Source organism: Pseudomonas sp. R32 (assembly GCF_009866705.1).
Classification (GTDB): domain Bacteria; phylum Pseudomonadota; class Gammaproteobacteria; order Pseudomonadales; family Pseudomonadaceae; genus Aquipseudomonas; species Aquipseudomonas donghuensis.
In genome coordinates, this window is record NZ_CP019396.1 from 444078 (window position 1) to 470991 (window position 26914).

Genomic DNA, 26914 nt, shown 5'->3' on the forward strand with positions numbered 1-26914 from the left:
AAAGGCCTTATCAATATTTTGACGCAATTGTTACCTGTGGTGTAGCGAGCCGATCAGCGGGGCAACTTGAGGTTGTTCCAGATCGCCAGGCTCGGATCGGCCTGGTTCAGGGTATAGAAGTGCAGCCCAGGTGCGCCGCCTTGCAGCAGTTGTTCGCACATACGGGTGATGACTTCTTCGCCAAAGGCCTGGATGCTCTTCACGTCGTCGCCGTAAGCTTCCAGCTGCTTGCGGATCCAGCGTGGGATCTCGGCGCCGCAGGCGTCGGAGAAACGCGCCAGCTTGCTGTAGTTGGTGATCGGCATGATCCCCGGTACTACAGGGATATCCACCCCCATCTGCTGCACACGCTCGACGAAGTAGAAATAGCTGTCGGCGTTGAAGAAGTACTGGGTGATGGCGCTGTTGGCGCCGGCGTTGGCCTTGCGTACGAAGTTTTTCAGGTCATCTTCGAAGTTGCGCGCCTGCGGATGCATCTCCGGGTAGGCGGCGATTTCGATGTGAAAGTGATCGCCGCTTTCCTGGCGGATGAACTCGACCAGTTCGTTGGCGTAGCGCAACTCGCCGCTGGCCATGCCCATGCCTGATGGCAAGTCGCCGCGTAGGGCAACGATGCGCTGGATGCCAGCTGCCTTGTACTGGATCAGCAGCGAGCGCAGGTCATCCTTGCTGTCGCCGACGCACGACAGGTGCGGGGCCGCCGGGACTTTCACTTCGCTTTCCAGCTGCAGCACGGTGTTGAGCGTGCGGTCGCGGGTCGAGCCACCGGCACCGTAGGTGCAGGAGAAGAAATCCGGGTTGTAGCTGGCCAGCTGGCGGGCAGTGGCAAGCAGTTTTTCATGTCCAGCATCGGTCTTGGTCGGGAAGAACTCGAAGCTGTAACGACGTTCCTGAGACATAGAAGATTCTCTTCAGCGGCAAGCTACAAGCCGCAAGCTATAAGCAGAAGCGGCGCGAACCGCTTGCAGCTTGTAGCTTGCAGCTACCAACTTTCAGTAGCGATAGGCGTGTGGCTTGAACGGCCCTTCAACAGTAACGCCGATGTAGTCGGCCTGCTGCTTGGTCAGTTGGGTCACCACGCCGCCGAAGCCGCGGACCATTTCCAGGGCCACTTCTTCGTCGAGCTTCTTCGGCAGGACTTCAACGGTCAGGCGCTCGGCTTTCTGAGCGGCTGGCAGGTCGGCGTACTTCTGCTGGAACAGGAAGATCTGAGCCAGGACCTGGTTGGCGAACGAGCCGTCCATGATCCGGCTCGGGTGACCGGTGGCGTTGCCCAGGTTCACCAGGCGGCCTTCGGCCAGCAGGATCAGGTAGTCGTCGTTCTGTGGGTCGAAGTCGCCATGGCCGGTACGGTGGACCTTGTGTACCTGTGGTTTGACTTCTTCCCAAGCCCAGTTCTTGCGCATGAAAGCGGTATCGATTTCATTGTCGAAGTGGCCGATGTTGCAGACCACGGCGCGCTTCTTCAGGGCCTTGAGCATGTTGGCATCGCAGACGTTGACGTTACCGGTGGTGGTCACGATCAGGTCGATCTTGCCCAGCAGCGCCTTGTCGATGCTCGCTTCGGTACCGTTGTTGATGCCGTCGATGAACGGCGAGACCAGCTCGAAACCGTCCATGCAGGCTTGCATGGCGCAGATCGGGTCGACTTCCGACACCTTGACGATCATGCCTTCCTGACGCAGCGACTGGGCCGAGCCCTTGCCGACGTCACCGTAGCCGATGACCAGCGCCTGCTTGCCCGACAGCAGGTGGTCGGTGCCGCGCTTGATGGCGTCGTTGAGGCTGTGACGGCAGCCGTACTTGTTGTCGTTCTTGCTCTTGGTGACCGAGTCGTTGACGTTGATCGCCGGGACTTTCAGCTCACCCTTGGCCAGCATGTCGAGCAGGCGGTGCACACCGGTGGTGGTCTCTTCGGTGACGCCGTGGACGCGCTCCAGCACAGCCGGATACTTCTTGTGCAGCAGCTCGGTGAGGTCGCCGCCATCGTCGAGGATCATGTTGGCGTCCCATGGCTGGCCATCCTTGAGGATGGTTTGCTCCAGGCACCACTCGTACTCTTCCTCGGTCTCGCCTTTCCAGGCGAAAACTGGGATGCCGGCAGCCGCGATGGAGGCAGCGGCCTGGTCTTGAGTCGAGAAGATGTTGCAGGACGACCAGCGTACTTCGGCACCCAGGGCAACCAGGGTTTCGATCAGCACGGCGGTCTGAATGGTCATGTGGATGCAGCCGAGGATTTTCGCACCCTTGAGCGGTTGCTCTTGCAGGTACTTGCGGCGCAGGCCCATCAGCGCAGGCATTTCCGATTCAGCAATGATGGTCTCGCGACGGCCCCAGGCAGCCAGGGAGATATCGGCGACTTTGTAATCGGTAAAACCAGCAGGCGTGTTTACAGCGCTCATTGAGAGCCTCCATTCGTAATGTGCGAATGGGCGCCGTTGTGCGTTTAGTGTCCGCAGGCATGCCTGGCGGGACAACGCCCCATCCGAGCCTGACAGGTTGAACCTGCTGCAGCGCCCCTCGGACAGGTGGCGGGAACGGTGGCCAATGCAGCCACCGTCGAATAATGCCGGGCGATTATAGCCGGGCTTTTCGAGCTTCCCAAGCGCTAAAGACAAATCAACGGCTCAGCCGGTCGGCATCGTGACCAGCAGATCCAGGTGCAGGCGCAGGTAAGCCAGCGGCTCGCAGTCCTGGGCCAGTAGCATGACCTGCCAGGTAAGCTTGAACTCGCCAGGCTGGTCGCTGCGCAGCTGCCAGTGATAATCGTCGACCTCACGGCTCGACGGTTGCAGCGGGGTGGACGCTTCGGGAAGCGCCAGGTGCACGTTGTGCTGTTCGATCAGCTCGATTGCCAGCGGGGGCGTGCTGGCAGGGCTGTGGCTGAAGAGTATTTCTTCGCCGAGCAGCGCCACTGGCACCATGCGCAGCAGCAGCGTTTTCCCGGCCTCGATGGTCAGCCGTGGAGCGTCGACAAGCAGGGGGGCGTCCGTCTCCGGGCGGGCGTGCAGGATGCACAGGTGGTGGGGGTCGAGATCGGCGGGTGAGTCGGGGGCTGTGGGCAGCGGTTCGAGAGAGTCGAGCAGGCCCTTGGTATCGACGATAAGCACAACGTGTTCAGGTTTCTCCGTAGCCATGATGAGCTCCTTCCATGAGCACCAATTGGGGAGGGTTTTGACATGTGCCACCGGCCCGCAGGCCGATGGCACATGCACTGGATCAGTTGGTGATGGTGATGAACGGATCCCATTCGAAGTAGCCACAGCACTTGCAATCACGATCGACGATCATGAACTTGAAGTGGTAAGTGACTTTGCCTTGCGCGAGCAGGTCGCCGCGCCAGTAGTAGTTGTCGTTGATCTGGCAGGTCGGAACAGACTTATTGTTCGCGTTAGGCACAGCCGTTTGCACTTTGGCGCGCAGGGGACGAGGGTCTTCCAGCAGTTGGTGCTTCGGGTCGTCGCAGACGAACGCATAAAGGATTACGGACTGCTCGAAGCCAAATGAAATGCTCTGCTCGCGCCAGCGAACTACATCGCCTACGCGGCCCCTGAGGTGCAACTCGCCGCCGGCCTGGCCGGCGATGACGTTGTCCTGGTAGGTGACCATGTAGATATGTTCCGGCGGGATGAACGTGGGCTTGTTCGGGTCCTTGCTCGGATTGGGGAATTTCTTGAGGATGGTTTCGGTGTCGAAGTTGATGCTGACATCAATGACTCGGGACATGAGTGGATTCCTTTTCACAGTTCGAGTAGGTCAATGGTGAGCCTCAGTTGCTCTCCACTGGCACTGCCCGGAGCTTCGCTTCCTGCGATGCCGGTTCTGCCGCGCCGTATGCCAAGTTCCGGTTGTCCGACTACCTGGAGTGATCTGTGGATCACATGCTCAGGCTAGATGTATAGAGTGGGGTGTCAAAGTGCGCCCGGTGAAATTTCCATGGCTACTGACCAATGGTCGTAATGGTCGACGCCACCCGAATGGGACTACCATGTAGAACAAGGGCCGGAGGGCTGTATTGCCCTTTGGCGCTCGACTTTTCAGAGGCCAAGGTCAGGAGTAGCAATGAATTTCCACACCCGCAAATGGGTAAAACCCGAAGACCTCAACCCCAACGGCACCCTGTTCGGCGGCAGCCTGCTGCGCTGGATCGATGAAGAGGCGGCGATCTATGCGATCGTTCAACTGGGCAACCAGCGCGTGGTGACCAAGTACATCTCGGAGATCAACTTCGTCAGCGCCTCGCGCCAGGGCGACATTATCGAACTGGGCATCACCGCCACCGAATTCGGGCGCACCTCGATCACCCTCAAGTGCGAAGTGCGCAACAAGATCACCCGCAAGAGCATCCTCACGGTCGACCGCATGGTCTTCGTCAACCTGGGTGAAGACGGCCTGCCGGCGCCGCACGGGCGCACCGAGATCAAGTACATCAAGGATCAGTTCGATACCGCGGTGGAATGAAAGGCATCGTCGGCAAGCCGGCTCCCACATCTCCCTGTGGGAGCCGGCTTGCCAGCGATAGCGGCCTCAAGGCTGCTCAGTAACCCCGCGCACCACCCGCCCGATCGTCAGGCCCTGCAACAGGATCGACGACAGCACCACGATGTAGGTGATGCTCAGCAACAGGTCGCGCTCGCTGCCGCTTGGCAGCGACAGGGCCAGGGCCACCGACACGCCACCGCGCAATCCGCCCCAGGTCAGTACCCGCACGGTGCCGCGTGGCACCGACCGCCAACGGCGCAGCATGACGATGGCCGGGGCCACGGTCAGCAGGCGCGACAGCAGGATCGCCAGCGCCAGTACGCCAGCCGCCGCCAGGTGCATCCAGGAGAACGGCAGCAACAACAGCTCGAGGCCGATCAGGGCAAACAGCAGGGCATTGAGCATGTCGTCGATCAGTTCCCAGAAGCCATCCAGGTAGCGACGGGTCATGTCGTTCATCGCCAGGTTGCGGCCCAGGTTACCGATGATCAGGCCCGCCACCACCATGGCGATCGGCGCTGAAACATGCAGTTCATAGGCCATGGCCGAGCCGCCGATGACCAGCGCCAGGGTCAGCATGACCTCGACCTGGTACTGCTCGATGCTCTTGATCATGCGGTAGGTGATGTAGCCGACCAGGCCGCCGAACACCACGCCGCCAATGGCTTCGCGGGCGAACAGAATCGCGGTGTCAGCCACCGTGGGTGTTTCGCCAAGCTGGGCGATGCCCAGCAGCACGGTGAACACGACAACGGCGGTGCCGTCGTTAAACAGCGACTCACCGACGATGGTGGTCTTCAGCGGCTTGGAGGCGTTGGCGGTACGCAGCGCGCCGAGTACCGCGATCGGGTCGGTTGGCGAGATCAGCGCGCCGAACAGCAGGCAGTAGAGCAAGCTCACGTGCCAGCCGAACAGGGCGAAAATCCAGTGGGCAAGAAAACCGATGACCACGGTGGCGATCAGTACGCCGACAGTCGCCAGCAGGCCGATCGGCCAGCGGTAGCTGCGCAGGTCGGCCAGGTTCACGTGCAAGGCGCCGGCGAACAGCAGGAACGACAGCATCCAGTGCATCAGCAGATCGTTGAAATCGATCTGGTTCATCAAGCCCTGCACGCGTTCTTCCAGGCCGGGATAGCCGATAACGCTCAGGCCTTGCAACAGTAGGGAGAACAGCAATGCGGTGACCATGACGCCGATGGTCGGGGGCAGGCCGATGAAGCGGTAGTTCACATAGGTGAGGAGGGTGGTCAAACAGATAAACGCAGCAACGAGCTCAAGCATCCTAGGTCCTGTAGTGGCTTCCAAGTCGACACCCGATAGCCTCGGGCATTTCTTTGATGACCTGCCGAGGGCTTCGGGACACACTTTTGACTGGATCCGTTGACCACGTTCCTTCAATTTCGTTTCCAGCGCCCTGCGCTGAAGTGGTTATATAGCGGCTGGCCATTGATGACCTCACCTGCCTTGCCAAGGACCTTTGCGTGTTAGCCACTTCACTGGTACTGGTCGCGGCGCTGCTGCACGCGACCTGGAACACCCTGATCAAGTTCAGCGGCGAACGCCTGCTGGTAATTGCCAGCATGGACGTGGTGGCACTGGTGTTTGCGTTTGCCATGGTGGCGTTCGTCCAGGTGCCGCCGGCTGACGTCTGGCCGTGGATGCTGGCGTCGGCGCTGTTCGAGCTCTTCTATCGTTTCCTGCTGATTCAAGCTTACCGGGTCGGTGACCTGGGGCTGGTCTATCCGTTGATGCGCGGCTTGTCGCCGCTGGTGGTGCTGGCACTGACCCTGACGTTTGCCGGCGAGTCCCTGAGCAGCCAGCAGATCATCGGCATTTTGCTGATCCCCTGCGGCATGCTCTGTCTGCTCTGGCAAGGCGGTGGCGGTGATCGGCTACCCTGGTCGATGCTGCCGGTGGTGGCCTTGATTGGCTTGTGCATCGGTTGCTACACCTGGTTCGATGGCCAGGCGATCCGCCTGTGGTCACAGCCGCTGGACTATCTTGTATGGCTGACCCTGGTCAGCGCCTGGCCGTTTCCGTTGCTGGCAGGGGTGGCCCGACGCGCACCGTTCATGCTGTTCTGGCGACTGCAGTGGCGCTTGGGGCTGGCGGTAGGCTTTTGCGTGCTGTTGAGCTATGCCCTGGTGCTCTGGGCCATGCAGTTGGGCTCGGTGGCCGAGGCGGCAGCGCTGCGCGAGGTCAGCGTGATCCTGGTGGTGCTGTTGGGCATGCGCTACCTCAAAGAACCTTTTGGCAGGCCGAGGCTCTTAGCCTGTGCGCTGGTGCTGATCGGCATGCTGATCATGAAGCTCTGATATTTTTACTGACAAGGACTTGGCCATGACCGTTGCCTTCTGGTGTGTACTGATCGCGTTGTTCCTCCCCATTCTCTGTACCAGCATCGCCAAGGTTGGCAGCGGTCGCTTCAGCCTGCGGCAGAACCACGACCCGCGGGCTTTCCTCGACAAGCTCGAGGGCTTCCCGCGTCGAGCCCACGCGGCGCAATTGAACAGCTTCGAAGCCTTCCCGGCGTTTGCCGCCGCGGTAATCATCGCCGACATCGTCGGCAATGCTGAGCAGGTGACCCAGGATGTTCTGGCGGTGCTCTACATCACCAGCCGCCTGCTCTACATCATCTGCTACCTGGCCGACTGGGCCGCCCTGCGCTCGCTGGTATGGTTCGTCGGCCTGGGCCTGGTAGCGTCGTTCTTCTTCGTCTCGATCTAAGCCGCGTCACGGCACCTGGGGCGCGGCCGGCAACGCTGCGCCCTTGGGCCACAGCAACCAGATCTGGCCCTGCTGCTTCATGTCGCCGGCCAGTTTGCCGGCTTCACTGCCGGTGCCCCAGAACAGGTCGGCGCGCACCTCGCCGGTGATTGCCCCGCCAGTGTCCTGGGCCGCGACCGGGCGAACCACCGGAGCACCGTCAGGGCGGGTGGTGGAGAGCCACAGCAGGCTGCCCAGCGGAATCACCTTGCGATCGATGGCCACACTGTAGCCGGCGGTCAGCGGTACGTTGAGCGAACCGCGTGGGCCCTCATTGCTGTCCGGGCGAGTGCTGAAGAACACATAACTGGGGTTGCTCGCCAACAGTTCCGGTACCCGCGTCGGGTTGCTCTGGGCCCAGGCGTGGATGCTGCCCATGGTCACTTCTTCTTTTTTCAATTGCCCCTGTTCCACCAGCCAGCGGCCGATCGGGCGATAAGGGTGGCCGTTCTGGTCGGCATAGCCGATGCGCAGTTGGCGGCCGCTCTCCAGCTGAATGCGGCCCGAGCCCTGGATCTGCAGGAACTGCAGGTCCATCGGATCTGTCAGCCAGGCCAGAACCTGCGCTTTGACGCCCTGGGCATTGATGGTTTCAGCGGTGTCGTAAGGCTTCAGCACCCGGCCATCAAGGCGGCCACGCAGGCGCTTGCCCTTGAGCTCGGGATACACGCTGTCCAGGGCGACCACGATCATGTCGTCCGGCACGCCATAGACCGGCACGTTGGCGCTGGCGGTCTGGGTCAGGCTGCCGGGGTACACCGGTTCGTAATATCCGGTGATCAGGCCATTGGCGTTGTTGTCGGCTGAACGCATGCTGTAGACGTCCAGCTGCGCCTGAAGAAAGCTGCGTACTTCAACCGGGCTGGATGGAACGGCTGCCGCTGCCGTGCAGGTGTTGGCCCAGACGGCATCGCGCTTGAGTCGCTCGCAGGCACTGCGCCAGGATTCGAAACCGGCCACCAGGTCGCTGTCGCTGACCTGCGGCAGGTCCTTCCAGGTGGCGCCAACATAGCTGGCCAGTGGATGAGGTTGGGTTTTTTCCGGCTCGCTGCCGTTGCAGCCGGCCAGCAGGGCCAGTACTGACAGGGTCCAGCCAAAGTGGCGCAAAGGAAGTTTCATCAACGGGGTTCCTCGGCGGTTTGCGGGGCTTGCCGCCTGTTTTGCAAACCGTAGTTTTAATAAGGGTATTGGTCTTTGCCGGTGAGGCGAGGATACTGGCCGCCTTTTTCCGTGAGCCGAAGTGATCAAGATGCTCAAGCGACTTTCTGTTGTATTGCTGGCGTGTGTGACCCTGAGTGCCTGTGGCGGGGTCGACCCGAACTCGCCGCTGGGCCAGCGCAAGACGATCTTCAAGCAAATGCTCAAGACCAGCGAAGACCTGGGTGGCATGTTGCGTGGGCGCCTGGCCTTCGATGGGCAGAAGTTCGCCGATGGCGCGGTCAAGCTCGATAACCTGTCTCGTGAACCGTGGAAGCACTTCCCGCAGGTTCGTGAGGAGGATGATAGCAGCGCCCGCGCCGATGTCTGGGAGAAGCAGGCGCGCTTCCAGGACCTGGCCCGGCAGATGGAGGCCACCACCGCCGAGCTGGTGGCGGCGACCCGTACCCAGCCGCTCAAGGCGGCAGCGCTGACGGTGCCGATGAACAAGGTCGAGGCGGCATGCAAAGCCTGTCATACCGAGTTTCGTAATCACTGACTGATCAGGGGGCGCAAGGCGCCCCATCGCTGGCTTTGCCAACGATGGGCTGCGTAGCAGCCCCAATGTTCCCGCCTGCTGTTACTTCTCCAACTCATCCAGGGCTTGCTGCAGCTCCTGCTTGGACTCGGCCAGCTTGTCCTTGCGCTTGTTGATCTTCTCGGCATCGCCTTTTTTCATGGCCTTGTCCAGGTCCTTGGTGCGCTGGTTCACTTCATGGCGGGCGTCGAGGACTTTCTGCTCGCGCTCCTTGCGCAGACCGGCGTCGGTGCAGTGCTCGGTCACTTCGCTGAGGGCCTTTTCCAGGCCGGCTTGCTGATCACTGTTGCCATGGGCGCGAGCCTGCTCGATCTGCTCGCTGATGGCTTGCTTCTTGGCTGCGCAACCGGTCAGGCCTGGCTGTTCTTCAGCGGCCAGCAGGGGCGCGGCCAGGAGTGAGCAGGCAGTGAACAGGGCAAGCGGGGAAAGCAGTTTCATTGGGGGCTCCGTTGTCGCGGGCTTGGCAGAATCCGTGATGCTGCCCTGATCCGGGAAAATTAGAAACCCTCGATTGTGTGTCTGCGCAATTGTTCGGCCACTATCTGCACCTCGGGTGAGCTGAAAAATGCCAGCAATTGAGCACTGCGACCTTGGCCAACACCCGGTTCGCTCAGCCATTGCCCGGCGTCGCGCTGGAGCAGGTCTACCCAAGTGGTATCCGCTGCCAAAGGCGTTGCGGCTGGAACGCCCAAAGCGCTGAGCCAGCGCGCGAAGGGTTGCTGGCGAGCCTGGTCGAAGGCGTGCAGCAACTGCTGGCGGCTGCGCTCACCTAGTCCGGGTACCGATTGCAGGTCTTGGTCCTGGAGGTCCAGCCAGTCGCCCAGGCCGCGAACATGACCGCTGTCGATCAGTTTCTCCCAGGTACCCGGGCCCAGCCCTGGCATGTTCAGGCCTTGCTTGCCGCTGAGCCAGTTGAGCCGGGCGATGAACTGGCCGCGGCAGCCATCGCTCGCTTGCCAGCAACTGAGCAGGTGGTAGTGGGCAGGGTCCGGGACCGCGATGTTCATACGTTGAACGCTGCGGAGTACGACCTCGTCCAGGCGCGGGATGGTCAGCCCGGCCAGGCTGATGGCCACTTGATCACCGGGGCGGATGTCCAGCTGCTGCCAGCGCTGAAAGGAGCCGAGGCTGACCTGACGGATCTGCCGGTCATCCAGTTGCACCGGCTTGATCTGCAGCACCGGCGTGATGCGCCCGGTGCGGCCAATGTTGAACTGCACACCACGGACTTCAGCCAGGGCCTGGGCAAAAGGGTACTTCCAGGCGGTTATCCAGTAAGGGTCGCGTGCTTGCCAGCGCGTGCCGTCCGGACGATTGCCCTGACGCAGCACAACGCCGTCGCTGGCGAACGGCAGCGGGCTGCGGTACCAATACTCACGCCACCTGGCAGCCTCGGCAAAGGTGCTCAAGGGTTCGCTGTAACGCTCGCTATGTTCAAAGCCCAATGTGCTCAAACCCTTGAGCCGCGCGCGCTGATCGGCCGGTCCCTGCGGCCAGGCCCAGACGAACAACCCGACCACCGCGCCCTGTTCGGCGCTGATGCGTTTGCGTGCCAGCAAGCCGGCGACATTGCCGCGGGCGTTGAGGCTGCCGGCATTGGCTTGCACATGGCCGTCCAGGCGCCAGAACAGTTCGCCCTGAAGCACAAGGTCGAGCGGCTCGGGCAACTGCTGGTTGAGCCCGCCCAGGGCCGGGATGTGGCGGCTCCAGTCGTGACCATGAACGCCGTCGCCACGGCTGATCAGTTGCACCAGCTTGCCGCCGCGATAGACCAGGGTGGCAGCCACGCCGTCGACCTTGGGCTGAATCCACAGGTCTTGCTTGCCATGCAGCCAGGCTTTGACTGCCGCCTCGTCGGCCAGCTTGCCCAGGCCGGTATGGGCAATCGGGTGGCGCAGGGGGCCGACGGCGGTTTTCAGCGGGTTGCCCGGCGCCTTGGCCGGCAAGGGGAAGCAGCTTTGCAGATGGCTCAGGCGCGTACGGCTCTGGTCGTAGAGTTCGTCGGCGACCAGTGAGACACCCTGACGGTGATAGTGATCGTCCCAGTCGGCAAGCGTCAGCTGGAGCTGGCGGATTTCAGCCCGGGCCTGGACCGTCGGCCAGTCGGGGCAAGTCTGCGCGTGTGCCGGGAGCAGCCAGAAGAAGAGCAGAAGGGACAGCAGGGACGTGTGCAGCATGGCGAGCATCCTTGCTCGGTGGGGTGGAATACCAAGCCTAGGAAAGATTGTTCGCCTTGAGGGTGTTCAACTGTCAGGTCATGTGTCGAGAAGTACTGCAGCCAATAGAAAAAGCCCCGACCAGTTACCCGGTCGGGGCTTTTGCTTGCAGCTTGCAGCTTGTATCTTGCGGCTTGTGGCTTCAGCCCTTACAGGCCGGCAGCGGCGCGCAGGGCGTCGACGCGGTCGGTGCGTTCCCAGGTGAAGGTGGTGAAGGTGTCGTCGCCGACGGTCTTCTGCTGCGGGATACGGCCGAAGTGACCGTAGGCAGCGGTTTCCTGGTACATCGGGTGCAGCAGGTCGAGCATGGTGGTGATCGCGTACGGGCGCAGGTCGAAGCACTCGCGCACCAGCTGGACGATCTTGTCGTCGGAGATCTTGCCGGTGCCGAAGGTGTTCAGCGAGATCGAAGTCGGCTGAGCGACACCAATGGCGTAGGAAACCTGGATCTCGCAACGCTCGGCCAGGCCGGCTGCGACAATGTTCTTGGCCACGTAGCGACCGGCGTAAGCCGCGGAACGGTCAACCTTGGACGGGTCCTTGCCGGAGAACGCACCACCGCCGTGACGGGCCATGCCGCCATAGCTGTCGACGATGATCTTGCGGCCGGTCAGACCGCAGTCACCCACCGGGCCGCCGATGATGAACTGGCCGGTCGGGTTGATATGGAACTGGGTGCCTTTGTGCAGCAGTTCGGCCGGCAGGGTGTGCTTGACGATCAGCTCCATCACCGCTTCCTGCAGGTCTTTTTGCGACACTTCAGGATTGTGCTGGGTCGACAGTACAACGGCGTCGATACCGACTACCTTGCCGCCTTCGTAACGGCAGGTAACCTGCGACTTGGCATCCGGGCGCAGCCACGGCAGCAGGCCGGACTTGCGTGCTTCGGCCTGGCGCTCGACCAGACGGTGCGAGAAGCAGATCGGTGCTGGCATCAGCACGTCGGTTTCGTTGCTGGCGTAGCCGAACATCAGGCCCTGGTCGCCGGCACCCTGGTCTTCAGGCTTGCTGCGGTCAACGCCCTGGGCGATGTCTACCGACTGCTTGCCGATGATGTTCATGACCGCGCAAGTCGCGCCGTCGAAGCCGACGTCGGAGCTGTTGTAGCCGATGTCGACGATGACTTTGCGAACGATGTCTTCCAGATCGACCCAGGCCGAGGTGGTGACTTCGCCAGCGATGATTGCCACACCGGTTTTCACCAGGGTTTCGCAGGCCACGCGGGCGAACTTGTCCTGGGTGATGATGGCGTCCAGCACCGCATCCGAAATCTGGTCGGCGATTTTGTCCGGATGCCCTTCAGACACGGACTCGGAGGTGAAAAGGGAGTATTCGCTCATCTCGACGGGTTCCTAAAATTTACCGATGGTGATGTCGCCAGCCGGTCGCTGAAAATGGCGGACCTGAATCTGGAAACCATTACGTAAGCCCACATAGAGGCTGTCCCCGGGCGCCAGTCCCGCAGCGCTGGCCCAACGGGCCAGGTCGTCCTGCTCGAAGCCCAGCCAGATATCGCCACAGGCCTCTCTGGCCCAGCTCTGGTCGTGGCTGCACAACTCTGTTACCAACAGGCTTCCGCCTGGTTTCACGCGGTTGGCCAGCTGCCTCAGGGCTTCGGCCGGGGCGCTGAAATGGTGCAGGACCATATTCAGCACTACGCAGTCGGCTTCCACATCCGTTGCACTGAGTGCATCGGCCAACTGCAGGTTCACATTAGCCAGACCTTCGCGCTCGCAGACCCGGCGGGCCAGGTCGAGCATGGTCGGGCTGTTGTCCAGAGCGGTGACCCGGGTGAAGCGCCGGGCCAGCTCGGGAAGAAATTCGCCGTCGCCGGGCCCTACTTCGAGGGCATCGGCGTCGGTTTCGAAGCTGAGTTTGTCGAGCAGGGCCAGCAGGCTTTCGCGGTATTGCGGCAAGCCGGCGATCAGGTCCTGCTGGGCACGAAACTTCTCTTCGACACGCAGGAAAAAGTCCTGGCTGGTGGCGGCCCGGCGTTGTTGCACCTGGGCGATACGGGCCTGGACTTCATCGGCCAGGCCCAGCCCGTCCACCTCTTCGAGCAACGCTGCATGCAGCTTGCCGCCGAGGCTCGGGCCGTCGGGCAGGGCGCGACGGTAGAAGATCGCATTGCCTTCGCGACGGGTCGCCACCAGGCCGGCCTGGGCCAGCACCTTGAGGTGGTGGCTCATGCCCGATTGACCAATGGCGAAGATCTGCGCCAGCTCCAGCACACCGAACGAGTCGCTGGCCAGTGCGCGCAATACATTCAGGCGCAATGGGTCGCCGCCGGCTTTGCACAGGGCAGCCAGCGCGTCGCTTTGCTCTTGGCGGATCGACGGCACGGGTAGGTTCATGGTGCGGCAGTCTAGTCAGGCAGCGATAACGTCGCAAGGCCAATATCAAAAAGTTTTGATATTGCGCGATAAGCGGGGCAATTCGTCGCAGGCTGTGCGACCGATCCGGCTGTTTGCCCGGTCTAACGCCTGATTCTTCTCTCAATCACAGGAAAATCACGCTGCATCGACCATCCGTCATTGCCCCCGGGCACGTGCCTGGGCGAAAATGGCCGCCTTTTTTCGTTTCGTAACTAATTCAACACCCAGGAGATAAGCGATGCCCAGCCGTCGTGAGCGTGCCAACGCCATTCGTGCCCTCAGCATGGATGCCGTGCAAAAGGCCAACAGCGGCCACCCCGGTGCCCCTATGGGCATGGCGGATATCGCCGAGGTTCTGTGGCGTGACTACCTGAAGCACAACCCGACCAACCCGAACTTCGCTGACCGTGACCGCTTCGTGCTGTCCAACGGCCACGGTTCGATGCTGATTTACTCGCTGCTGCACCTGACCGGCTACGACCTGTCGATCGACGACCTGAAGAGCTTCCGTCAACTGCACAGCCGTACCCCGGGCCACCCGGAGTTCGGTTACACCCCGGGCGTCGAGACCACCACCGGCCCACTGGGCCAGGGCCTGGCCAATGCCGTTGGTTTCGCCCTGGCGGAAAAAGTCCTGGCCGGTCAGTTCAACCGCAAGGACCACAACATTGTCGACCACCACACCTATGTGTTCCTGGGTGATGGTTGCATGATGGAAGGCATTTCCCACGAAGTCGCTTCCCTGGCCGGTACCCTGGGCCTGGGCAAGCTGATCGCCTTCTACGATGACAACGGCATCTCCATCGACGGCGAAGTCGAGGGCTGGTTCACCGATGACACCCCGAAGCGTTTCGAAGCCTACAACTGGCAGGTGATCCGCAATGTCGACGGCCATGACGCCGACGAGATCCGCACCGCCATCGACACCGCGCGCAAGAGCGAGCAGCCGACCCTGATCTGCTGCAAGACCATCATCGGTTTCGGCTCGCCGAACAAGCAGGGCAAGGAAGATTGCCACGGTGCTCCGCTGGGCAACGACGAAATCGCCCTGGCGCGCAAAGCGCTGAACTGGAATCACGCACCGTTCGAAATCCCGGCTGACATCTACGCCGAGTGGGACGCCAAGGAAGCCGGCAAGGCCGTTGAAGCCGAATGGGACCAGCGTTTCGCTGCCTACTCTGCCGCTCACCCAGAGCTTGCCAATGAACTGGTGCGCCGCCTGAGCGGTGACCTGCCGGCTGACTTCGCGGAGAAGGCTGCAGCCTACATCGCCGAAGTCGCGGCCAAGGGCGAGACCATTGCCAGCCGTAAAGCCAGCCAGAACGCCCTGAACGCCTTCGGCCCGCTGCTGCCTGAACTGCTGGGCGGTTCGGCCGACCTGGCCGGTTCCAACCTGACCCTGTGGAAAGGCTGCAAAGGTGTCAGCGCCGAAGACGCCAGCGGCAACTACATGTTCTACGGCGTGCGTGAGTTCGGCATGACCGCGATCATGAACGGTGTCGCCCTGCACGGCGGCCTGGTGCCTTACGGCGCGACCTTCCTGATGTTCATGGAATACGCCCGCAACGCGGTGCGCATGTCGGCGCTGATGAAGCAGCGGGTCATCCACGTCTACACCCACGACTCCATCGGTCTGGGCGAAGACGGCCCGACCCACCAGCCGATCGAGCAACTGACCAGCCTGCGCAGCACGCCGAACCTGGACACCTGGCGTCCAGCCGATGCCGTCGAGTCGGCAGTCTCCTGGAAGGTCGCCCTGGAGCGCAAAGACGGCCCATCGGCGCTGATCTTCTCGCGTCAGAACCTGCAGCACCAGGCGCGTGACGCCGAGCAGGTCGCCAACATCAGCCGCGGCGGCTACGTCCTCAAAGACTGCGCCGGCGAGCCGGAGCTGATCCTGATCGCCACCGGTTCCGAAGTCGGCCTGGCGGTTCAGGCGTTCGACAAGCTGACCGAGCAAGGCCGCAAGGTCCGCGTGGTATCCATGCCATCGACCAGTGTGTTCGACGCTCAGGATGCTGGCTACAAGCAGTCGGTGCTGCCACTGGAAGTCGGCGCGCGTATCGCCATCGAAGCGGCCCATGCCGACTTCTGGTACAAGTACGTCGGCCTCGAAGGCCGCGTCATCGGCATGACCACCTACGGCGAGTCGGCGCCTGCGTCGGCGCTGTTCGAAGAGTTCGGTTTCACCCTGGAAAACATCCTGGGTACTGCTGAAGAGCTGCTGGAAGACTGATCCCGTTTCCCTGTGGGACTGGCGTCGGCTTCATCGCTGGCAAGCCAGCTCCCACAGGGGCTGCGGTGATCCCTGTGGGAGCTGGCTTGCCAGCGATTGAAGTCAACTCGATTCCCGCAGGTTGCAGATAACGCTTCTGTTCCGTGAGCATCCCATGCCCCAATCGCGTCCTTACAAAGTTGCACTCAACGGCTACGGCCGTATTGGTCGTTGCGTCTTGCGCGCACTCTTTGAACGGGGGGCGAAGGCGGGCTTCGAGATCGTTGCACTGAACGACCTGGCCGACCAGGCCAGCATCGAATACCTGACACGCTTCGACTCCACCCACGGGCGTTTCCCCGGTGAGGTGAAGGTCGACGGCGATTGTCTGCATATCAACGGCGACTGCGTGAAGGTGTTGCGCAGTGCCACCCCGGAAGGGGTCGACTGGGCGGCGCTCGACGTCGACCTGGTGCTGGAGTGCTCCGGTGCCTACAACACCCGTGCCGATGCCATGCGTTTTCTCGACGCCGGTGCGCCGCGGGTGCTGTTCTCCCAGCCCATGGCCAGTGAGGCGGATGTCGATGCCACGGTGGTCTACGGCATCAACCAGGATTGCCTGGACGGCACCGAGAGGCTGGTCTCCAACGCCTCCTGCACCACCAACTGCGGGGTGCCGCTGCTGCGGGTGCTGGACCAGGCCTTTGGCCTGGAGTATGTGTCGATCACCACTATTCACTCGGCGATGAACGACCAGCCGGTGATCGACGCCTACCACCACGAAGACCTGCGCCGTACCCGTTCGGCGTTCCAGTCGGTGATCCCGGTGTCCACGGGTCTTGCCCGCGGTATCGAACGGCTGTTGCCGGAACTTGCCGGGCGAATTCAGGCCAAAGCCGTACGCGTGCCGACCGTCAATGTGTCGTGCCTGGACATCACCCTGCAGACCGCCCGCGATACCACCGCAGCCGAGGTCAACCGGGTGCTGCGCGAAGCCGCCCTGAGCGGCCCGCTGCAAGGTCTGCTGGCCTACACTGAACTGCCGCACGCCAGTTGTGATTTCAACCATGACCCGCATTCGGCGATTGTCGATGCCAGCCAGACCCGCGTTTCCGGCCCCCGGCTGGTCAACCTGCTGGCCTGGTTCGACAACGAATGGGGTTTTGCCAACCGTATGCTCGACGTTGCCGATCACTTTCTGCACGTCGTCAATCAAACCCGCTCCACTTGTAAACAGCCCTGAAGGACTGCATTCATGACCGTGTTGAAGATGACCGACCTCGATCTGCAAGGTAAGCGCGTACTGATCCGCGAAGACCTCAACGTGCCTGTGAAGGACGGTGTGGTTGCCAGCGATGCGCGTATCCTCGCTTCGCTGCCGACCATCAAGCTGGCCCTGGAAAAGGGCGCGGCCGTGATGGTCTGCTCGCACCTGGGCCGCCCGAGCGAAGGCGAATTTTCCGCCGAGAACAGCCTCAAGCCGGTCGCCGAGTACCTGAGCAAGGCCCTGGGCCGCGACGTGCCGCTGGTTGCCGACTACCTCGACGGTGTCGAAATCAAGGCCGGTGATATCGTCCTGTTCGAGAACGTGCGCTTCAACAAGGGCGAGAAGAAGAACGCTGACGAGCTGGCGCAGAAATACGCCGCCCTGTGCGATGTATTCGTGATGGACGCGTTCGGTACCGCTCACCGCGCCGAAGGCTCGACTCACGGTGTTGCCAAGTTCGCCAAGGTCGCCGCTGCTGGCCCGCTGCTGGCCGCCGAGCTGGACGCCCTGGGCAAGGCCCTGAAAGCCCCGGCCAAGCCGATGGCGGCCATCGTTGCCGGCTCCAAGGTTTCGACCAAGCTGGACGTGCTCAACAGCCTGAGCCAGATCTGCGACCTGCTGATCGTCGGCGGCGGCATCGCCAACACCTTCCTGGCTGCGGCCGGTCACCCGGTCGGCAAGTCGCTGTACGAGCCTGACCTGATCGACACCGCCAAGGCCATCGCCGCCAAGGTCAACGTGCCGCTGCCGGTGGACGTAGTGGTTGCCAAGGAATTTGCCGAGAGCGCCGAAGCGACCGTCAAGCTGATTGCTGACGTTGCCGAAGACGACATGATCCTGGATATCGGTCCGCAAACCGCGGCCAACTTCGCCGAGCTGCTGAAGTCGTCGAAGACCATCCTGTGGAACGGCCCGGTTGGCGTGTTCGAATTCGACCAGTTCGGCAACGGCACCAAGGTCCTGGCCCAGGCCATCGCCGACAGCGCTGCGTTCTCCATCGCTGGCGGTGGCGATACCCTGGCGGCTATCGACAAATATGGCGTTGCCGAGCAGATCTCCTACATTTCTACCGGTGGCGGTGCATTCCTCGAGTTCGTCGAAGGTAAAGTGCTGCCGGCCGTTGAAGTGCTGGAACAGCGGGCCAAGGCCTGATCCACTCAGCGCCTGGCAAAGGGAGCGACCTGATGGTCAAGCAGTTGCCTGTGATTATCCTGGCCGGGTTGCTCGGCGCTTGCTCCAGCAACCCGGAGCAGGCGGCGCAAAAGCCCGGCACGCCGAAAGGCGGCTGCTATCAGTCTGAATGGCAGGCTGAAACGGCACCGGTGATCAACAAAAGGCTGGGCCCGGATGGCCTGGAAAAATACGACGACGAACATCAGCGCCGGGCCCAGGGTTGCCCTTGATCGGTTCGCGGCAACCTACCGGCCGGTTTGTGGTCTGCTAGAGGGTATTGGATGAAAGCGGTAGTGGCCTTGATGGCCCTGGCAGTACTCGGTGGTTGTGCAAGCCTCAAGCCTGCACCGGCGCCGACCGACAACTGGACCCGCTGGGTCTGTGACAGCCAGGCCGAAGTGCTCTGGCGTTTTGTCGACAGCAGCCAGCAGGACGTGGATGTACGCCTCGGGGGCGGCGACCAGGTCTACCGGCTCAAGCCGGAGCCCAGTGGCTCGGGTGCGCTGTACAGCGATGGAGTGCTGGCGTTCCACAGCAAGGGTGATGAAGGCCTGGTGTACTGGGTCGCCACCAACGATTTGATAGGGCGGGGCTGCAAGGCGCCGTGACTGGCCGGGCCGTCTGATGGCCCACACTACTTGAATAGCAACCGCCGCTGCGGCAGGCTTGCACGAAAAACGACGCTTGTCGGGAGAGAGATACACAATGGCACTCATTAGCATGCGCCAGATGCTGGACCACGCCGCTGAATTCGGCTACGGCGTTCCAGCTTTCAACGTCAACAACCTCGAGCAGATGCGCGCCATCATGGAAGCCGCTGACAAGACCGACTCCCCGGTGATTGTCCAGGCCTCGGCCGGTGCCCGCAAATACGCTGGCGCGCCGTTCCTGCGCCACCTGATCCTGGCTGCCATCGAAGAATTCCCGCACATCCCGGTGTGCATGCACCAGGACCACGGCACCAGCCCTGACGTCTGCCAGCGCTCGATCCAGCTGGGTTTCAGCTCGGTCATGATGGACGGCTCGCTGGGTGAAGACGGCAAGACTCCAACCGACTACGACTACAACGTCCGCGTTACCCAGCAAACCGTGGCCATGGCTCACGCTTGCGGCGTTTCGGTTGAAGGCGAGCTGGGTTGCCTGGGTTCGCTGGAAACCGGCATGGCCGGTGAAGAAGACGGTATCGGCGCCGAAGGCGTGCTGGATCACAGCCAGATGCTGACCGATCCGGAAGAAGCCGCCGACTTCGTCAAGAAGACCCAGGTCGATGCCCTGGCCATCGCCATCGGTACCAGCCACGGTGCCTACAAGTTCACCAAGCCGCCTACCGGCGACGTGCTGGCAATCGACCGCATCAAGGAAATCCACAAGCGCATCCCCAACACCCACCTGGTGATGCACGGTTCGTCCTCGGTACCGCAAGAGTGGTTGGCGATCATCAACCAGTACGGCGGCGACATCAAGGAAACCTACGGCGTTCCGGTTGAGGAAATCGTCGAAGGCATCAAGTACGGCGTACGCAAGGTCAACATCGACACCGACCTGCGCCTGGCTTCCACCGGTGCCATGCGTCGCCTGATGGCCACCAATCCGAGCGAGTTCGACCCGCGCAAATTCTTCGGCGAAACCGTCAAGGCCATGCGCGATGTCTGCATCGCCCGTTACGAAGCCTTCGGTACCGCAGGCAACGCCTCGAAGATCAAGCCGATCTCCCTGGAAGCGATGTTCCAGCGCTACGCCAAGGGCGAGCTGGCCGCCAAGGTCAACTAAGCCTGAACAGAAAAACCCGCAGCGATGCGGGTTTTTTTGTGCCTGTGCGCCAGGGAGTCGGCGCGCATGGCCCGGATGGACAGACCGTTAGTCGGCTAACAGGCCATTCCGCGCATGATGGCAATGTGCTGACTTCAGATTTGCGGCAGCCGGGTCTAGAGTTACGCACAGATGTCAGCCGAAGTCCGGCATTGGTGCCTTAAGAGAAGCAGCATGGATTGCGCGCAACCTCAGTCACACGATAGCGGCTCAGTACTGCTGGTCGTTGATGACTACCCGGAAAACCTGATCAGCATGCGGGCCTTGCTGGCCCGCCAGGATTGGCAAGTACTTACCGCGAGCTCCGGGACGGAAGCCCTGAGCGCGCTGCTCGAACACGAAGTGGACCTGGTGCTGCTGGATGTGCAGATGCCCGGCATGGACGGTTTCGAGGTTGCCCGCTTGATGCGCGGCAGCCAACGCACGCGGTTGACGCCAATCATCTTTCTTACCGCCAACGAGCAGTCCCAGGCCGCCGTGCTCAAAGGGTATGCCAGTGGCGCAGTGGATTATCTGTTCAAACCCTTCGACCCGCAGATTCTCAAACCCAAGGTCCAGGCCTTGCTTGAGCAGCAGCGCAACCGGCGCTCGTTGCAGCGTTTGAGTCGCGACCTCGAGGCGGCGCGGGCCTTCAATGCCTCGGTGCTCAACAATGCCGCCGAAGGTATTTTGGTGGTGAATGAAAACGGTGGAATCACCTTTGCCAATCCGGCCATTTCCCAGTTGCTCGAAGCCCCTGTCGAGAAGCTGCAAGGCGCCAGCCTGCTGGATTTCGTGCAATCGCCAGGCATGACGTTGTGGAATGAGTCGGCCTTCTACCAGGCCTACCTGGACCGGCAGATTTTCCGTATCCACGATGCTTTGCTGCGCACCGCCGGTGGCCAGCCGGTGCCGGTGGCGCTGTCCTGTTCGCCGTTGACCGATGGTCAGCGGGCCATGGTGGTCACAGTGCTGGACATGTCGGTGGTGCGCAACCTGCACCAGCAACTGGAGTTCCAGGCGGTCACCGACCCCCTGACCGGACTGCTCAACCGTCGTGGCTTCTATCAGGCCGCCGAAAGTGCGCTGGTACGCAACGAACGCAGCGACAAGGCCCAGGCCCTGATGTACCTGGACCTGGATGGATTCAAGCGGATCAATGATTTTCTTGGCCATGAGGCGGGCGACCGTGTGCTGCATTGGGTGGCCGAGCAGCTCAAGGATTGCCTGGGAGCCAGCGCGATTCTCGCGCGCATGGGCGGCGATGAGTTCACGGCGCTGTTCGATGCACTTGAATACCCGGAGCAGGCTGCGCGATTTGCCGAGCGGGTGATCGAGCGCATGTCGATCTGCCAGCAGATCGACGGCATGGAAGTGACCCTGGGCGTGAGCATCGGTATTGCCACCTACCCCGATTGTGGCGCCAACCTCGACGGCCTGCTGCGTGCGGCCGATGCCGCGATGTATGCGGCCAAGCAGGCTGGGCGCCAGCAATACCGCTATTACGACCAGGACCTTAACGGCCGGGCACGTTCACGGCTGATGCTCGAGGACTCGGTGCGCGGCGCCATTGAGAACCAGGACTTCAGCCTGGTCTACCAGCCTCAGGTCGCCTTTGCCGACGGACGCCTGCGCGGCTTCGAGGCGTTGTTGCGTTGGCAGCACCCCAGCGTTGGCGATGTACCGCCGGGGCTGTTCCTGCCCTTGCTGGAGGAGGCGCGGTTGATTTCGCGCCTGGCCAGCTGGATCTATGCCCAGGGTGCAGCGCAACGGCATGACTGGCAGGATTGCTTCGATCCAGCCTTGGTGCTGGGGATCAGCCTCAGTCGCGTGCAGTTTGCCATGCCCAACCTGGTCGAGGAGCTCGGGCGGGTGATTGGCAGCCAGGGCCTGGAGCCGGCGCAGCTGGAGGTCGAGATTGCCGAGACCTCGCTGATGGTCAACAACGAGGTGGCCTTGAAGCAGTTGCACAAGCTCAGGGAGCTAGGCGTACGCGTTGCCCTCGACGATTTCGGTGCCGGCGATTGTTCGTTGCGCATGCTGCGCGATCTACCGATCGACACCCTCAAGCTTGACCGCCATTTGGTCGCACGTCTGCCCGGGTCGCAAGCGGACGCGGCGCTGGTGCGTTGCGTGATTGACCTGTGCCGGCAGTACCGTATCAGCGTGATCGCCGAAGGCGTCGAAACCCGCGAGCAGGCGCATTGGTTGCAAGCCAATGGTTGCGAGTATGTGCAAGGCTTCTTGGTGGCGCGGCCCATGACTCCTGGTGACGCCGGGGCGTTTCCGGGCTTTTTTGACTGGCAAGGGGTGTAGTTGGGTACACTGGGCGCTTTTATCGTCAGCCGTTTTGACCATGACTGTGCTCAAGTACCTGCAAGCCTATCCGCCCGCCCTGCAAGACCAGGTTCGCCAGTTGATTGCCAGCAATCGCCTGGGCGATTACCTGCAGCAGCGCTATCCGGACAAGCACGCGGTGCAGAGCGACAAGGCGCTATACGCCTACACCCAGGCGCTCAAGCAGGAGCACCTGCGCAACGCGCCGAACCTTGACAAGGTGTTGTTCGATAACCGCCTGGACCTCACCCACCGGGCACTCGGCCTGCACACCGCTGTGTCGCGGGTACAGGGTGGCAAATTGAAGGCCAAGAAGGAAATCCGCATCGCCTCGTTGTTCAAGGAGGCGGCGCCGCAGTTCCTGAAGATGATCGTGGTGCATGAGCTGGCGCACCTGAAAGAGTCCGATCACAACAAGGCGTTCTACCAGCTCTGCGAATACATGCAGCCGGGCTACCATCAACTGGAATTCGACCTGCGGGTTTACCTGACCTACCGCGAGCTGCCCGCCAGCCTGTAGGCCCTGAGGATTTGCCAATGGAAGTGAGCAAGACCAAGAGCAGTTTCTACCGCCGGCTGTATGTCGCCTGGCTGATCGACAGCCAGACGGCCAGCACTGTCCCGGCGTTGATGGAGGCCACCGGAATGCCGCGGCGCACCGCCCAGGACACCATTGCCGCCCTGGCTGACCTGGATATCGTCTGTGAGTTCGAGCAGCAGGCAGGGGCGCGCAATCATGCCGGGCACTACCGGATTCGTGACTGGGGAGCGATCGACAAGCAGTGGATCATCCAGCATTTGCGCGGTATTCGTGAAGTGCTGGGGTATCCCTGAGGGCCCCATCGCTGGCAAGCCAGCTCCCACAAGGTTCTGTGTGACTCCTGTGGGAGCTGGCTTGCCAGCGATGGGCTGCGCAGCAGCCCTGAATTTCAGCCGCGACGCATACCGATATGCGGGATATCGTCTTCCAGATACTCCTCTCCCGCCACCTTGAAGCCATGGCGTGCATAGTAGTCCTGCAAGTGCGCCTGGGCGGACAGATACACCGGCACTTCTGGCCAGTATTCCTCTGCATACTTGAGCCCGTGCTCCATCAGTTCATGACCCAGCCCACGACCACGTGCCTCTGGGGCGATCAGTACCCGGCCAATGACCACGTCACCGCCCTGGGATTGCGGATCGAGTAAACGCAGGTAAGCCAGCAGGTTGTCACCCTCCCAGGCCATCAGGTGGCAGGTGTCGCCCTCCAGGTCCTGGCCGTCGACCTCCTGGTAGGCGCATTTCTGTTCGACCACGAACACTTCGGTGCGCAGTCGCAGAATGGCATAGAGTTGTTCCTTGCCAATGTCGCTGTGGTGTTTGCAGATCCAGTCGATGGCCATGGGCGTCTCTCAAGCGGTTGATACCCCTGATCATGGCAGACAGCGGGGCGAGGGTCTAATTGCTCCAGGTCAACACAGGCTCGAAGTCGACCAGAATAGAGGCTATTTGATATCATTTGTCTCTGCCCGAGTGCTGCTTCTTTGTGTAACCTGCAATGGCTGATAGGCACTGAACATTCTCAAGCAGTTGAAATCAACGGCGCGAACCAGAGGTTCGCTAAAGGATTTGAGCATGCGGCCATTGCTTCGAGTCTTGGCTTTGCTGGGAATACTGCTGCTGGCGAGCACGACGGCGCAGGCTGCCACGCTGCGCCTGGTTGCTGACAGCTGGCCACCTTTCACTGACGCCAACATGGCCAACGGCGGCTTGGCCACGGCCATCGTCACCACCGCCCTGACCCGTGCCGGCTATACCAGCCAATACGAACAGGTGCCCTGGGCGCGGGCGCTGCTGGGAGTGGGGGACGGGCGCTACGATGTGCTGGTCAACGCCTGGTACAACGACGCGCGTACGCAGATTGGCCAGTTTTCCGCCAGCTACCTGACCAACCGTATCCGTCTGCTCAAGCGCAAAGGCGACGCGGTGCGCTTCAATGCCCTCAGCGACCTGTACCCGTTCCCCATTGCTGTAGTGCGCGATTACGCCTACTCGCCCGAGTTCGACAGCGACACCCATTTGCAGAAGATTCCAGTACGCAGTTTTTCCGTCGCCGTCGGCATGTTGGCCGCGGGCCGCGTGCGCCTGGCGCTGGAAGATGAGTTCGTTGCCGGTTACTACCTCAAGCGCGAACCGAAAGAGGTGCGTGAGGCGGTGGAGTTCTTTGACCAGCCTATCAGCGAGAACAGCCTGCATATCCTGGTCAGCCTGAAGAACCCCGAGCACCAGCAGATCGTCGCCGGCTTCGACCGCGCCATTGCACAGATGAAAGCCGACGGTAGCTATGCCCGGCTGCTCAGGCAGCACGGCTTGTGATCAGGCTGTCGCGCTGTCCTTGATCAGGTGCGCGGCGAGGGTCCGTAGCGGTCCCAATTGACGGCAGATCAGCGCCAGCTGGGTTTGCACCAGGCGCTGGTTTTCGTCGAGCTCTTCGGGCATCTGCTCAAGCTCATTGGCCAGGGCCTCTTCGGCATCACTGTGAATGGCCACCGGCAGCTTGCTGGCCAGGCCTTCGGCAATCTCATCCAGGCTGTTGGCCAGGCTCGCCCCGGCACTGTCGATCAACTGCTCGCGAACCTCGGCATCCAGCGCGCTATCGCGGTGTGCACCCAGGCCCGAGAGATAGCTGAGCAGGGTGTGCGAGAGCACCAAAAAGCGAAAGCCGACATCCGCCTCCTTACGAAAATGCCCAGGCTCCATGAGCATGTTGGCCAGGGTGGTCGACAGCGCCGCATCGGCGTTGTGGGCATTGCGCCGGGCCAGGCGGTAGGCGAGGTCGTCGCTCTTGCCCTGGGCATACTGCTGCATGATCTGGCGCAGGTAAGTGCTGTTGCAGCTCAGGGTGTTGGCCAGCACCTTGTTCAGGCGCCGTCCCTGCCAGTCCGGGAGGAACAGGAACACCGCAAGGATGGCGATCAGGCTGCCTACCAGGGTATCGAACAGGCGCGGCAGGAACAGCCCGTAGCCATCGCCGATCTGGTTGAAGCAAAACAGCACCATCAGGGTGATCGCTGCGGTCGCCAGGGTGTAGCGGGTGGTGCGGTTGACGAAGAACACCACCCCGGCGGCCACGGCGAACAGCGACTGGATGATCGGGCTCGGGAACAGGTCGAACAGCGCCCAGCCGACGGTCAGGCCGATGGCGGTGCCGATGATCCGTTGCACCAGCTTGCGCCGCGTGGCGCCGTAGTTGGGCTGGCAGACAAACAATGTGGTGAGGATGATCCAGTAGCCCTGGGTCGGGTGAATCAGGTGCACCATGCCATAGCCGATCGACAGCGCCAGCGGCAGGCGCAGGGCATGGCGGAACAGCAGCGAGGTCGGTGTCAGTTGCTGGCGCAGGCGGCTCCAGACGTCCTTGAAGTTACGCGGCGAACGGTCGAGCAGGCTGCTGTCGCTGGCATCGGCGAGGTTGTCGGGGTTGCTGGCGTCGCTGAGCAGGCGGTCGAGGGTCGCCAGGTTAGCCGCCAGTGCGCGCAGCGAACGCAGCAGGCCGCGCCAGGCCGGGTTGCTCTGGATGCGCAGGTGTTCGAGCGAGGCGTGCAGGTCTTCCAGGGCCTGGGTGAAGCTGGTGTCGTAGGTGAACGGCTGGCGCAGCTGGATGGATTCGGACAGCTGCTGACAGGCCACCCCTTGCTGGCGCAGCAGGCGCTGGCAGCGGAACAGCACATCGCTGTGGAAGAAGGCTTCAGTCAGGGCGTTGTACGGGTAGTGCGAAGAGCTGGCGCGCTCGTGGATGTCCTGGGCGAGGAAGTACAGCTTCAAATAGCGGCTGACCTTCGAACCCGGCCGGCCATTGCCAACCCGGTGCAGGATGATCTCCTTGGCCGCATTGAGCGCGGCCACCACCCGGCCATTCTGCTGCGCCAGCTCCAGGCGGCGGGCTTCGACGTCCAGTTGGCGGATCGGTTCGAACAGGGTGGCCTTGAGCTTGAGGTAGCGGCCCAGTTCGCGGAATAGCCGGGCCAGGCTCTGCTGTACCGGCTGGTTGGAGAACAGCGCCTGCCACAGCACTGAAAGCAAACCGTACCAGGCGGCCCCGGCCACCAGCAGCAGTGGCTCATGCCAGAAGTCCGTGACCTCGCCGCCACGCTGGTCGACGCCGATCATGGTGTACACCGAGAGGATCAGCGTTGCCGAGGCAATCGCCCCGTAGCGTTCACCGAGGGCGCCAAGCATGGTCAGGGCGAAGCTGGCCAGGGCCAGGGCGCAACCGAAGATGATCGGATAGGGAAACAGCAACTCCACCGACAACGCGGCGATGGTGAAACATACCAGGGTTACCGCCAGGGCATTCAGGCGCCCCTGCCAGCTGTCGTCGGTTTCAGCCAGGGCGCTGGCGATAATCCCCAGGAACAGCGGGATCAGCAGGCTCATCTCGTCCTTGTACCAGCACAGCAGCATGCTACCGGTCAGGGCGATGAGAACGCGGATGGCATAGCTGAACTTGTCCAGGGCCCAGAGGCGGCGCAACGATTGGCTGAACGAGGAGGATGACATGTCGGGTGGGCAGGCCTTGGG

General features: G+C 62.1%; 26 protein-coding genes and 1 riboswitch. Of the genes, 14 read left to right on the forward strand and 12 right to left on the reverse strand.

Annotated elements, in window-relative coordinates:
- Positions 1-53: 53 nt before the first annotated feature.
- From metF to PspR32_RS01990, 4 genes are all read right to left on the reverse strand, one after another.
- Positions 54-899, reverse strand: a complete 846-nt coding sequence (gene metF / locus PspR32_RS01975) for a methylenetetrahydrofolate reductase [NAD(P)H] (protein WP_010221513.1) — start codon at positions 897-899, stop codon at positions 54-56.
- A gap of 93 nt (positions 900-992) precedes the next feature.
- Entirely contained in the window at positions 993-2402 is a 1410-nt protein-coding gene (gene ahcY, locus PspR32_RS01980; RefSeq protein WP_010221514.1) for an adenosylhomocysteinase, read from the reverse strand.
- A 21-nt stretch (positions 2403-2423) separates the two neighbouring features.
- A riboswitch (S-adenosyl-L-homocysteine riboswitch) is annotated at positions 2424-2528 on the reverse strand.
- A 99-nt stretch (positions 2529-2627) separates the two neighbouring features.
- On the reverse strand, positions 2628-3137 hold the full coding sequence (locus PspR32_RS01985; RefSeq protein ID WP_159388028.1) for a hypothetical protein: 510 nt from the start codon (positions 3135-3137) through the stop codon (positions 2628-2630).
- Between the two features lie 82 nt (positions 3138-3219).
- Positions 3220-3726 (reverse strand): inclusion body family protein, encoded by a 507-nt coding sequence (locus tag PspR32_RS01990; protein ID WP_036995457.1) that lies wholly within the window; start codon positions 3724-3726, stop codon positions 3220-3222.
- 336 nt (positions 3727-4062) lie between these two features.
- Here PspR32_RS01990 and PspR32_RS01995 point away from each other — a divergent pair, with 336 nt between their 5' ends.
- Positions 4063-4461 carry an acyl-CoA thioesterase gene (locus PspR32_RS01995; RefSeq protein WP_010221517.1) on the forward strand — a complete coding sequence of 133 codons (399 nt, stop codon included), beginning with the start codon at positions 4063-4065 and terminating at the stop codon, positions 4459-4461.
- Positions 4462-4527: 66 nt separating this feature from the next.
- Here PspR32_RS01995 and PspR32_RS02000 read toward each other — a convergent pair whose 3' ends face one another.
- Entirely contained in the window at positions 4528-5763 is a 1236-nt protein-coding gene (locus PspR32_RS02000; RefSeq protein ID WP_159388029.1) for a cation:proton antiporter, read from the reverse strand.
- A 200-nt stretch (positions 5764-5963) separates the two neighbouring features.
- Here PspR32_RS02000 and PspR32_RS02005 point away from each other — a divergent pair, with 200 nt between their 5' ends.
- Together PspR32_RS02005 and PspR32_RS02010 are read left to right on the forward strand one after the other, a co-directional pair.
- Positions 5964-6797 (forward strand): EamA family transporter, encoded by an 834-nt coding sequence (locus PspR32_RS02005; RefSeq protein WP_036995459.1) that lies wholly within the window; start codon positions 5964-5966, stop codon positions 6795-6797.
- Positions 6798-6822: 25 nt separating this feature from the next.
- Entirely contained in the window at positions 6823-7209 is a 387-nt protein-coding gene (locus PspR32_RS02010; protein WP_036995460.1) for an MAPEG family protein, read from the forward strand.
- Between the two features lie 6 nt (positions 7210-7215).
- Here PspR32_RS02010 and mltA read toward each other — a convergent pair whose 3' ends face one another.
- Positions 7216-8367 (reverse strand): murein transglycosylase A, encoded by a 1152-nt coding sequence (gene mltA / locus PspR32_RS02015; RefSeq protein ID WP_159388030.1) that lies wholly within the window; start codon positions 8365-8367, stop codon positions 7216-7218.
- A 130-nt stretch (positions 8368-8497) separates the two neighbouring features.
- Here mltA and PspR32_RS02020 point away from each other — a divergent pair, with 130 nt between their 5' ends.
- Entirely contained in the window at positions 8498-8944 is a 447-nt protein-coding gene (locus tag PspR32_RS02020; protein WP_010221522.1) for a c-type cytochrome, read from the forward strand.
- Between the two features lie 81 nt (positions 8945-9025).
- On the opposite strand, the gene PspR32_RS02025 is transcribed toward PspR32_RS02020, so the two are convergent.
- From PspR32_RS02025 to PspR32_RS02040, 4 genes are all read right to left on the reverse strand, one after another.
- Complete coding sequence (locus PspR32_RS02025; protein WP_036995461.1) at positions 9026-9421, reverse strand: DUF1090 domain-containing protein; 396 nt, start codon at positions 9419-9421, stop codon at positions 9026-9028.
- A 59-nt stretch (positions 9422-9480) separates the two neighbouring features.
- Positions 9481-11160, reverse strand: a complete 1680-nt coding sequence (gene ligB, locus PspR32_RS02030) for an NAD-dependent DNA ligase LigB (RefSeq protein ID WP_010221524.1) — start codon at positions 11158-11160, stop codon at positions 9481-9483.
- A gap of 188 nt (positions 11161-11348) precedes the next feature.
- Positions 11349-12539, reverse strand: coding sequence for a methionine adenosyltransferase (gene metK, locus PspR32_RS02035; protein WP_010221525.1), 1191 nt, complete (start codon positions 12537-12539; stop codon positions 11349-11351).
- A 12-nt stretch (positions 12540-12551) separates the two neighbouring features.
- Positions 12552-13553 carry an ArsR/SmtB family transcription factor gene (locus PspR32_RS02040; protein WP_026001214.1) on the reverse strand — a complete coding sequence of 334 codons (1002 nt, stop codon included), beginning with the start codon at positions 13551-13553 and terminating at the stop codon, positions 12552-12554.
- 259 nt (positions 13554-13812) lie between these two features.
- On the opposite strand from PspR32_RS02040, the gene tkt reads away from it, so the two are divergent.
- From tkt to PspR32_RS02085, 9 genes are all read left to right on the forward strand, one after another.
- Positions 13813-15810, forward strand: a complete 1998-nt coding sequence (gene tkt, locus PspR32_RS02045) for a transketolase (RefSeq protein WP_010221527.1) — start codon at positions 13813-13815, stop codon at positions 15808-15810.
- Between the two features lie 154 nt (positions 15811-15964).
- Positions 15965-17032 carry an erythrose-4-phosphate dehydrogenase gene (gene epd, locus PspR32_RS02050; RefSeq protein WP_010221528.1) on the forward strand — a complete coding sequence of 356 codons (1068 nt, stop codon included), beginning with the start codon at positions 15965-15967 and terminating at the stop codon, positions 17030-17032.
- 12 nt (positions 17033-17044) lie between these two features.
- Positions 17045-18208 (forward strand): phosphoglycerate kinase, encoded by a 1164-nt coding sequence (locus tag PspR32_RS02055; RefSeq protein ID WP_010221529.1) that lies wholly within the window; start codon positions 17045-17047, stop codon positions 18206-18208.
- Complete coding sequence (locus PspR32_RS02060; protein WP_174242317.1) at positions 18208-18459, forward strand: hypothetical protein; 252 nt, start codon at positions 18208-18210, stop codon at positions 18457-18459. Before PspR32_RS02055 ends, PspR32_RS02060 begins: the two co-directional genes overlap by 1 nt.
- Positions 18460-18510: 51 nt before the next feature.
- Complete coding sequence (locus tag PspR32_RS02065; protein ID WP_010221531.1) at positions 18511-18837, forward strand: MliC family protein; 327 nt, start codon at positions 18511-18513, stop codon at positions 18835-18837.
- Positions 18838-18934: 97 nt separating this feature from the next.
- Positions 18935-19999 (forward strand): class II fructose-bisphosphate aldolase, encoded by a 1065-nt coding sequence (gene fba, locus PspR32_RS02070; protein WP_010221532.1) that lies wholly within the window; start codon positions 18935-18937, stop codon positions 19997-19999.
- Between the two features lie 213 nt (positions 20000-20212).
- The gene (locus tag PspR32_RS02075; RefSeq protein ID WP_159388032.1) at positions 20213-22333 is read left to right on the forward strand and encodes a putative bifunctional diguanylate cyclase/phosphodiesterase; all 2121 of its coding nucleotides are present in this window, start codon (positions 20213-20215) and stop codon (positions 22331-22333) included.
- A gap of 40 nt (positions 22334-22373) precedes the next feature.
- On the forward strand, positions 22374-22874 hold the full coding sequence (locus PspR32_RS02080; protein WP_010221534.1) for a M48 metallopeptidase family protein: 501 nt from the start codon (positions 22374-22376) through the stop codon (positions 22872-22874).
- Between the two features lie 17 nt (positions 22875-22891).
- On the forward strand, positions 22892-23188 hold the full coding sequence (locus PspR32_RS02085) for a winged helix-turn-helix domain-containing protein (RefSeq protein WP_010221535.1): 297 nt from the start codon (positions 22892-22894) through the stop codon (positions 23186-23188).
- 95 nt (positions 23189-23283) lie between these two features.
- On the opposite strand, the gene PspR32_RS02090 is transcribed toward PspR32_RS02085, so the two are convergent.
- Positions 23284-23736 carry a GNAT family N-acetyltransferase gene (locus tag PspR32_RS02090; RefSeq protein WP_010221536.1) on the reverse strand — a complete coding sequence of 151 codons (453 nt, stop codon included), beginning with the start codon at positions 23734-23736 and terminating at the stop codon, positions 23284-23286.
- A gap of 232 nt (positions 23737-23968) precedes the next feature.
- On the opposite strand from PspR32_RS02090, the gene PspR32_RS02095 reads away from it, so the two are divergent.
- Positions 23969-24709, forward strand: a complete 741-nt coding sequence (locus PspR32_RS02095) for a substrate-binding periplasmic protein (RefSeq protein WP_010221537.1) — start codon at positions 23969-23971, stop codon at positions 24707-24709.
- Here the strand turns inward: PspR32_RS02095 and yccS are convergent, their stop codons facing one another.
- The gene (gene yccS, locus PspR32_RS02100) at positions 24710-26893 is read right to left on the reverse strand and encodes a YccS family putative transporter (protein WP_159388033.1); all 2184 of its coding nucleotides are present in this window, start codon (positions 26891-26893) and stop codon (positions 24710-24712) included.
- Positions 26894-26914: the final 21 nt, after the last annotated feature.

What these genes read in the sequence shown, in the direction of transcription:
- metF (WP_010221513.1), bottom strand. Translation starts at nt 899, where the DNA reads ATGTCTCAGGAACGTCGTTACAGCTTCGAGTTCTTCCCGACCAAGACC.
- ahcY (WP_010221514.1), bottom strand. Translation starts at nt 2,402, where the DNA reads ATGAGCGCTGTAAACACGCCTGCTGGTTTTACCGATTACAAAGTCGCC.
- PspR32_RS01985 (WP_159388028.1), bottom strand. Translation starts at nt 3,137, where the DNA reads ATGGCTACGGAGAAACCTGAACACGTTGTGCTTATCGTCGATACCAAG.
- PspR32_RS01990 (WP_036995457.1), bottom strand. Translation starts at nt 3,726, where the DNA reads ATGTCCCGAGTCATTGATGTCAGCATCAACTTCGACACCGAAACCATC.
- PspR32_RS01995 (WP_010221517.1), top strand. Translation starts at nt 4,063, where the DNA reads ATGAATTTCCACACCCGCAAATGGGTAAAACCCGAAGACCTCAACCCC.
- PspR32_RS02000 (WP_159388029.1), bottom strand. Translation starts at nt 5,763, where the DNA reads ATGCTTGAGCTCGTTGCTGCGTTTATCTGTTTGACCACCCTCCTCACC.
- PspR32_RS02010 (WP_036995460.1), top strand. Translation starts at nt 6,823, where the DNA reads ATGACCGTTGCCTTCTGGTGTGTACTGATCGCGTTGTTCCTCCCCATT.
- mltA (WP_159388030.1), bottom strand. Translation starts at nt 8,367, where the DNA reads ATGAAACTTCCTTTGCGCCACTTTGGCTGGACCCTGTCAGTACTGGCC.
- PspR32_RS02020 (WP_010221522.1), top strand. Translation starts at nt 8,498, where the DNA reads ATGCTCAAGCGACTTTCTGTTGTATTGCTGGCGTGTGTGACCCTGAGT.
- PspR32_RS02025 (WP_036995461.1), bottom strand. Translation starts at nt 9,421, where the DNA reads ATGAAACTGCTTTCCCCGCTTGCCCTGTTCACTGCCTGCTCACTCCTG.
- ligB (WP_010221524.1), bottom strand. Translation starts at nt 11,160, where the DNA reads ATGCTGCACACGTCCCTGCTGTCCCTTCTGCTCTTCTTCTGGCTGCTC.
- metK (WP_010221525.1), bottom strand. Translation starts at nt 12,539, where the DNA reads ATGAGCGAATACTCCCTTTTCACCTCCGAGTCCGTGTCTGAAGGGCAT.
- PspR32_RS02040 (WP_026001214.1), bottom strand. Translation starts at nt 13,553, where the DNA reads ATGAACCTACCCGTGCCGTCGATCCGCCAAGAGCAAAGCGACGCGCTG.
- tkt (WP_010221527.1), top strand. Translation starts at nt 13,813, where the DNA reads ATGCCCAGCCGTCGTGAGCGTGCCAACGCCATTCGTGCCCTCAGCATG.
- epd (WP_010221528.1), top strand. Translation starts at nt 15,965, where the DNA reads ATGCCCCAATCGCGTCCTTACAAAGTTGCACTCAACGGCTACGGCCGT.
- PspR32_RS02055 (WP_010221529.1), top strand. Translation starts at nt 17,045, where the DNA reads ATGACCGTGTTGAAGATGACCGACCTCGATCTGCAAGGTAAGCGCGTA.
- PspR32_RS02065 (WP_010221531.1), top strand. Translation starts at nt 18,511, where the DNA reads ATGAAAGCGGTAGTGGCCTTGATGGCCCTGGCAGTACTCGGTGGTTGT.
- fba (WP_010221532.1), top strand. Translation starts at nt 18,935, where the DNA reads ATGGCACTCATTAGCATGCGCCAGATGCTGGACCACGCCGCTGAATTC.
- PspR32_RS02075 (WP_159388032.1), top strand. Translation starts at nt 20,213, where the DNA reads ATGGATTGCGCGCAACCTCAGTCACACGATAGCGGCTCAGTACTGCTG.
- PspR32_RS02080 (WP_010221534.1), top strand. Translation starts at nt 22,374, where the DNA reads ATGACTGTGCTCAAGTACCTGCAAGCCTATCCGCCCGCCCTGCAAGAC.
- PspR32_RS02085 (WP_010221535.1), top strand. Translation starts at nt 22,892, where the DNA reads ATGGAAGTGAGCAAGACCAAGAGCAGTTTCTACCGCCGGCTGTATGTC.
- PspR32_RS02090 (WP_010221536.1), bottom strand. Translation starts at nt 23,736, where the DNA reads ATGGCCATCGACTGGATCTGCAAACACCACAGCGACATTGGCAAGGAA.
- PspR32_RS02095 (WP_010221537.1), top strand. Translation starts at nt 23,969, where the DNA reads ATGCGGCCATTGCTTCGAGTCTTGGCTTTGCTGGGAATACTGCTGCTG.
- yccS (WP_159388033.1), bottom strand. Translation starts at nt 26,893, where the DNA reads ATGTCATCCTCCTCGTTCAGCCAATCGTTGCGCCGCCTCTGGGCCCTG.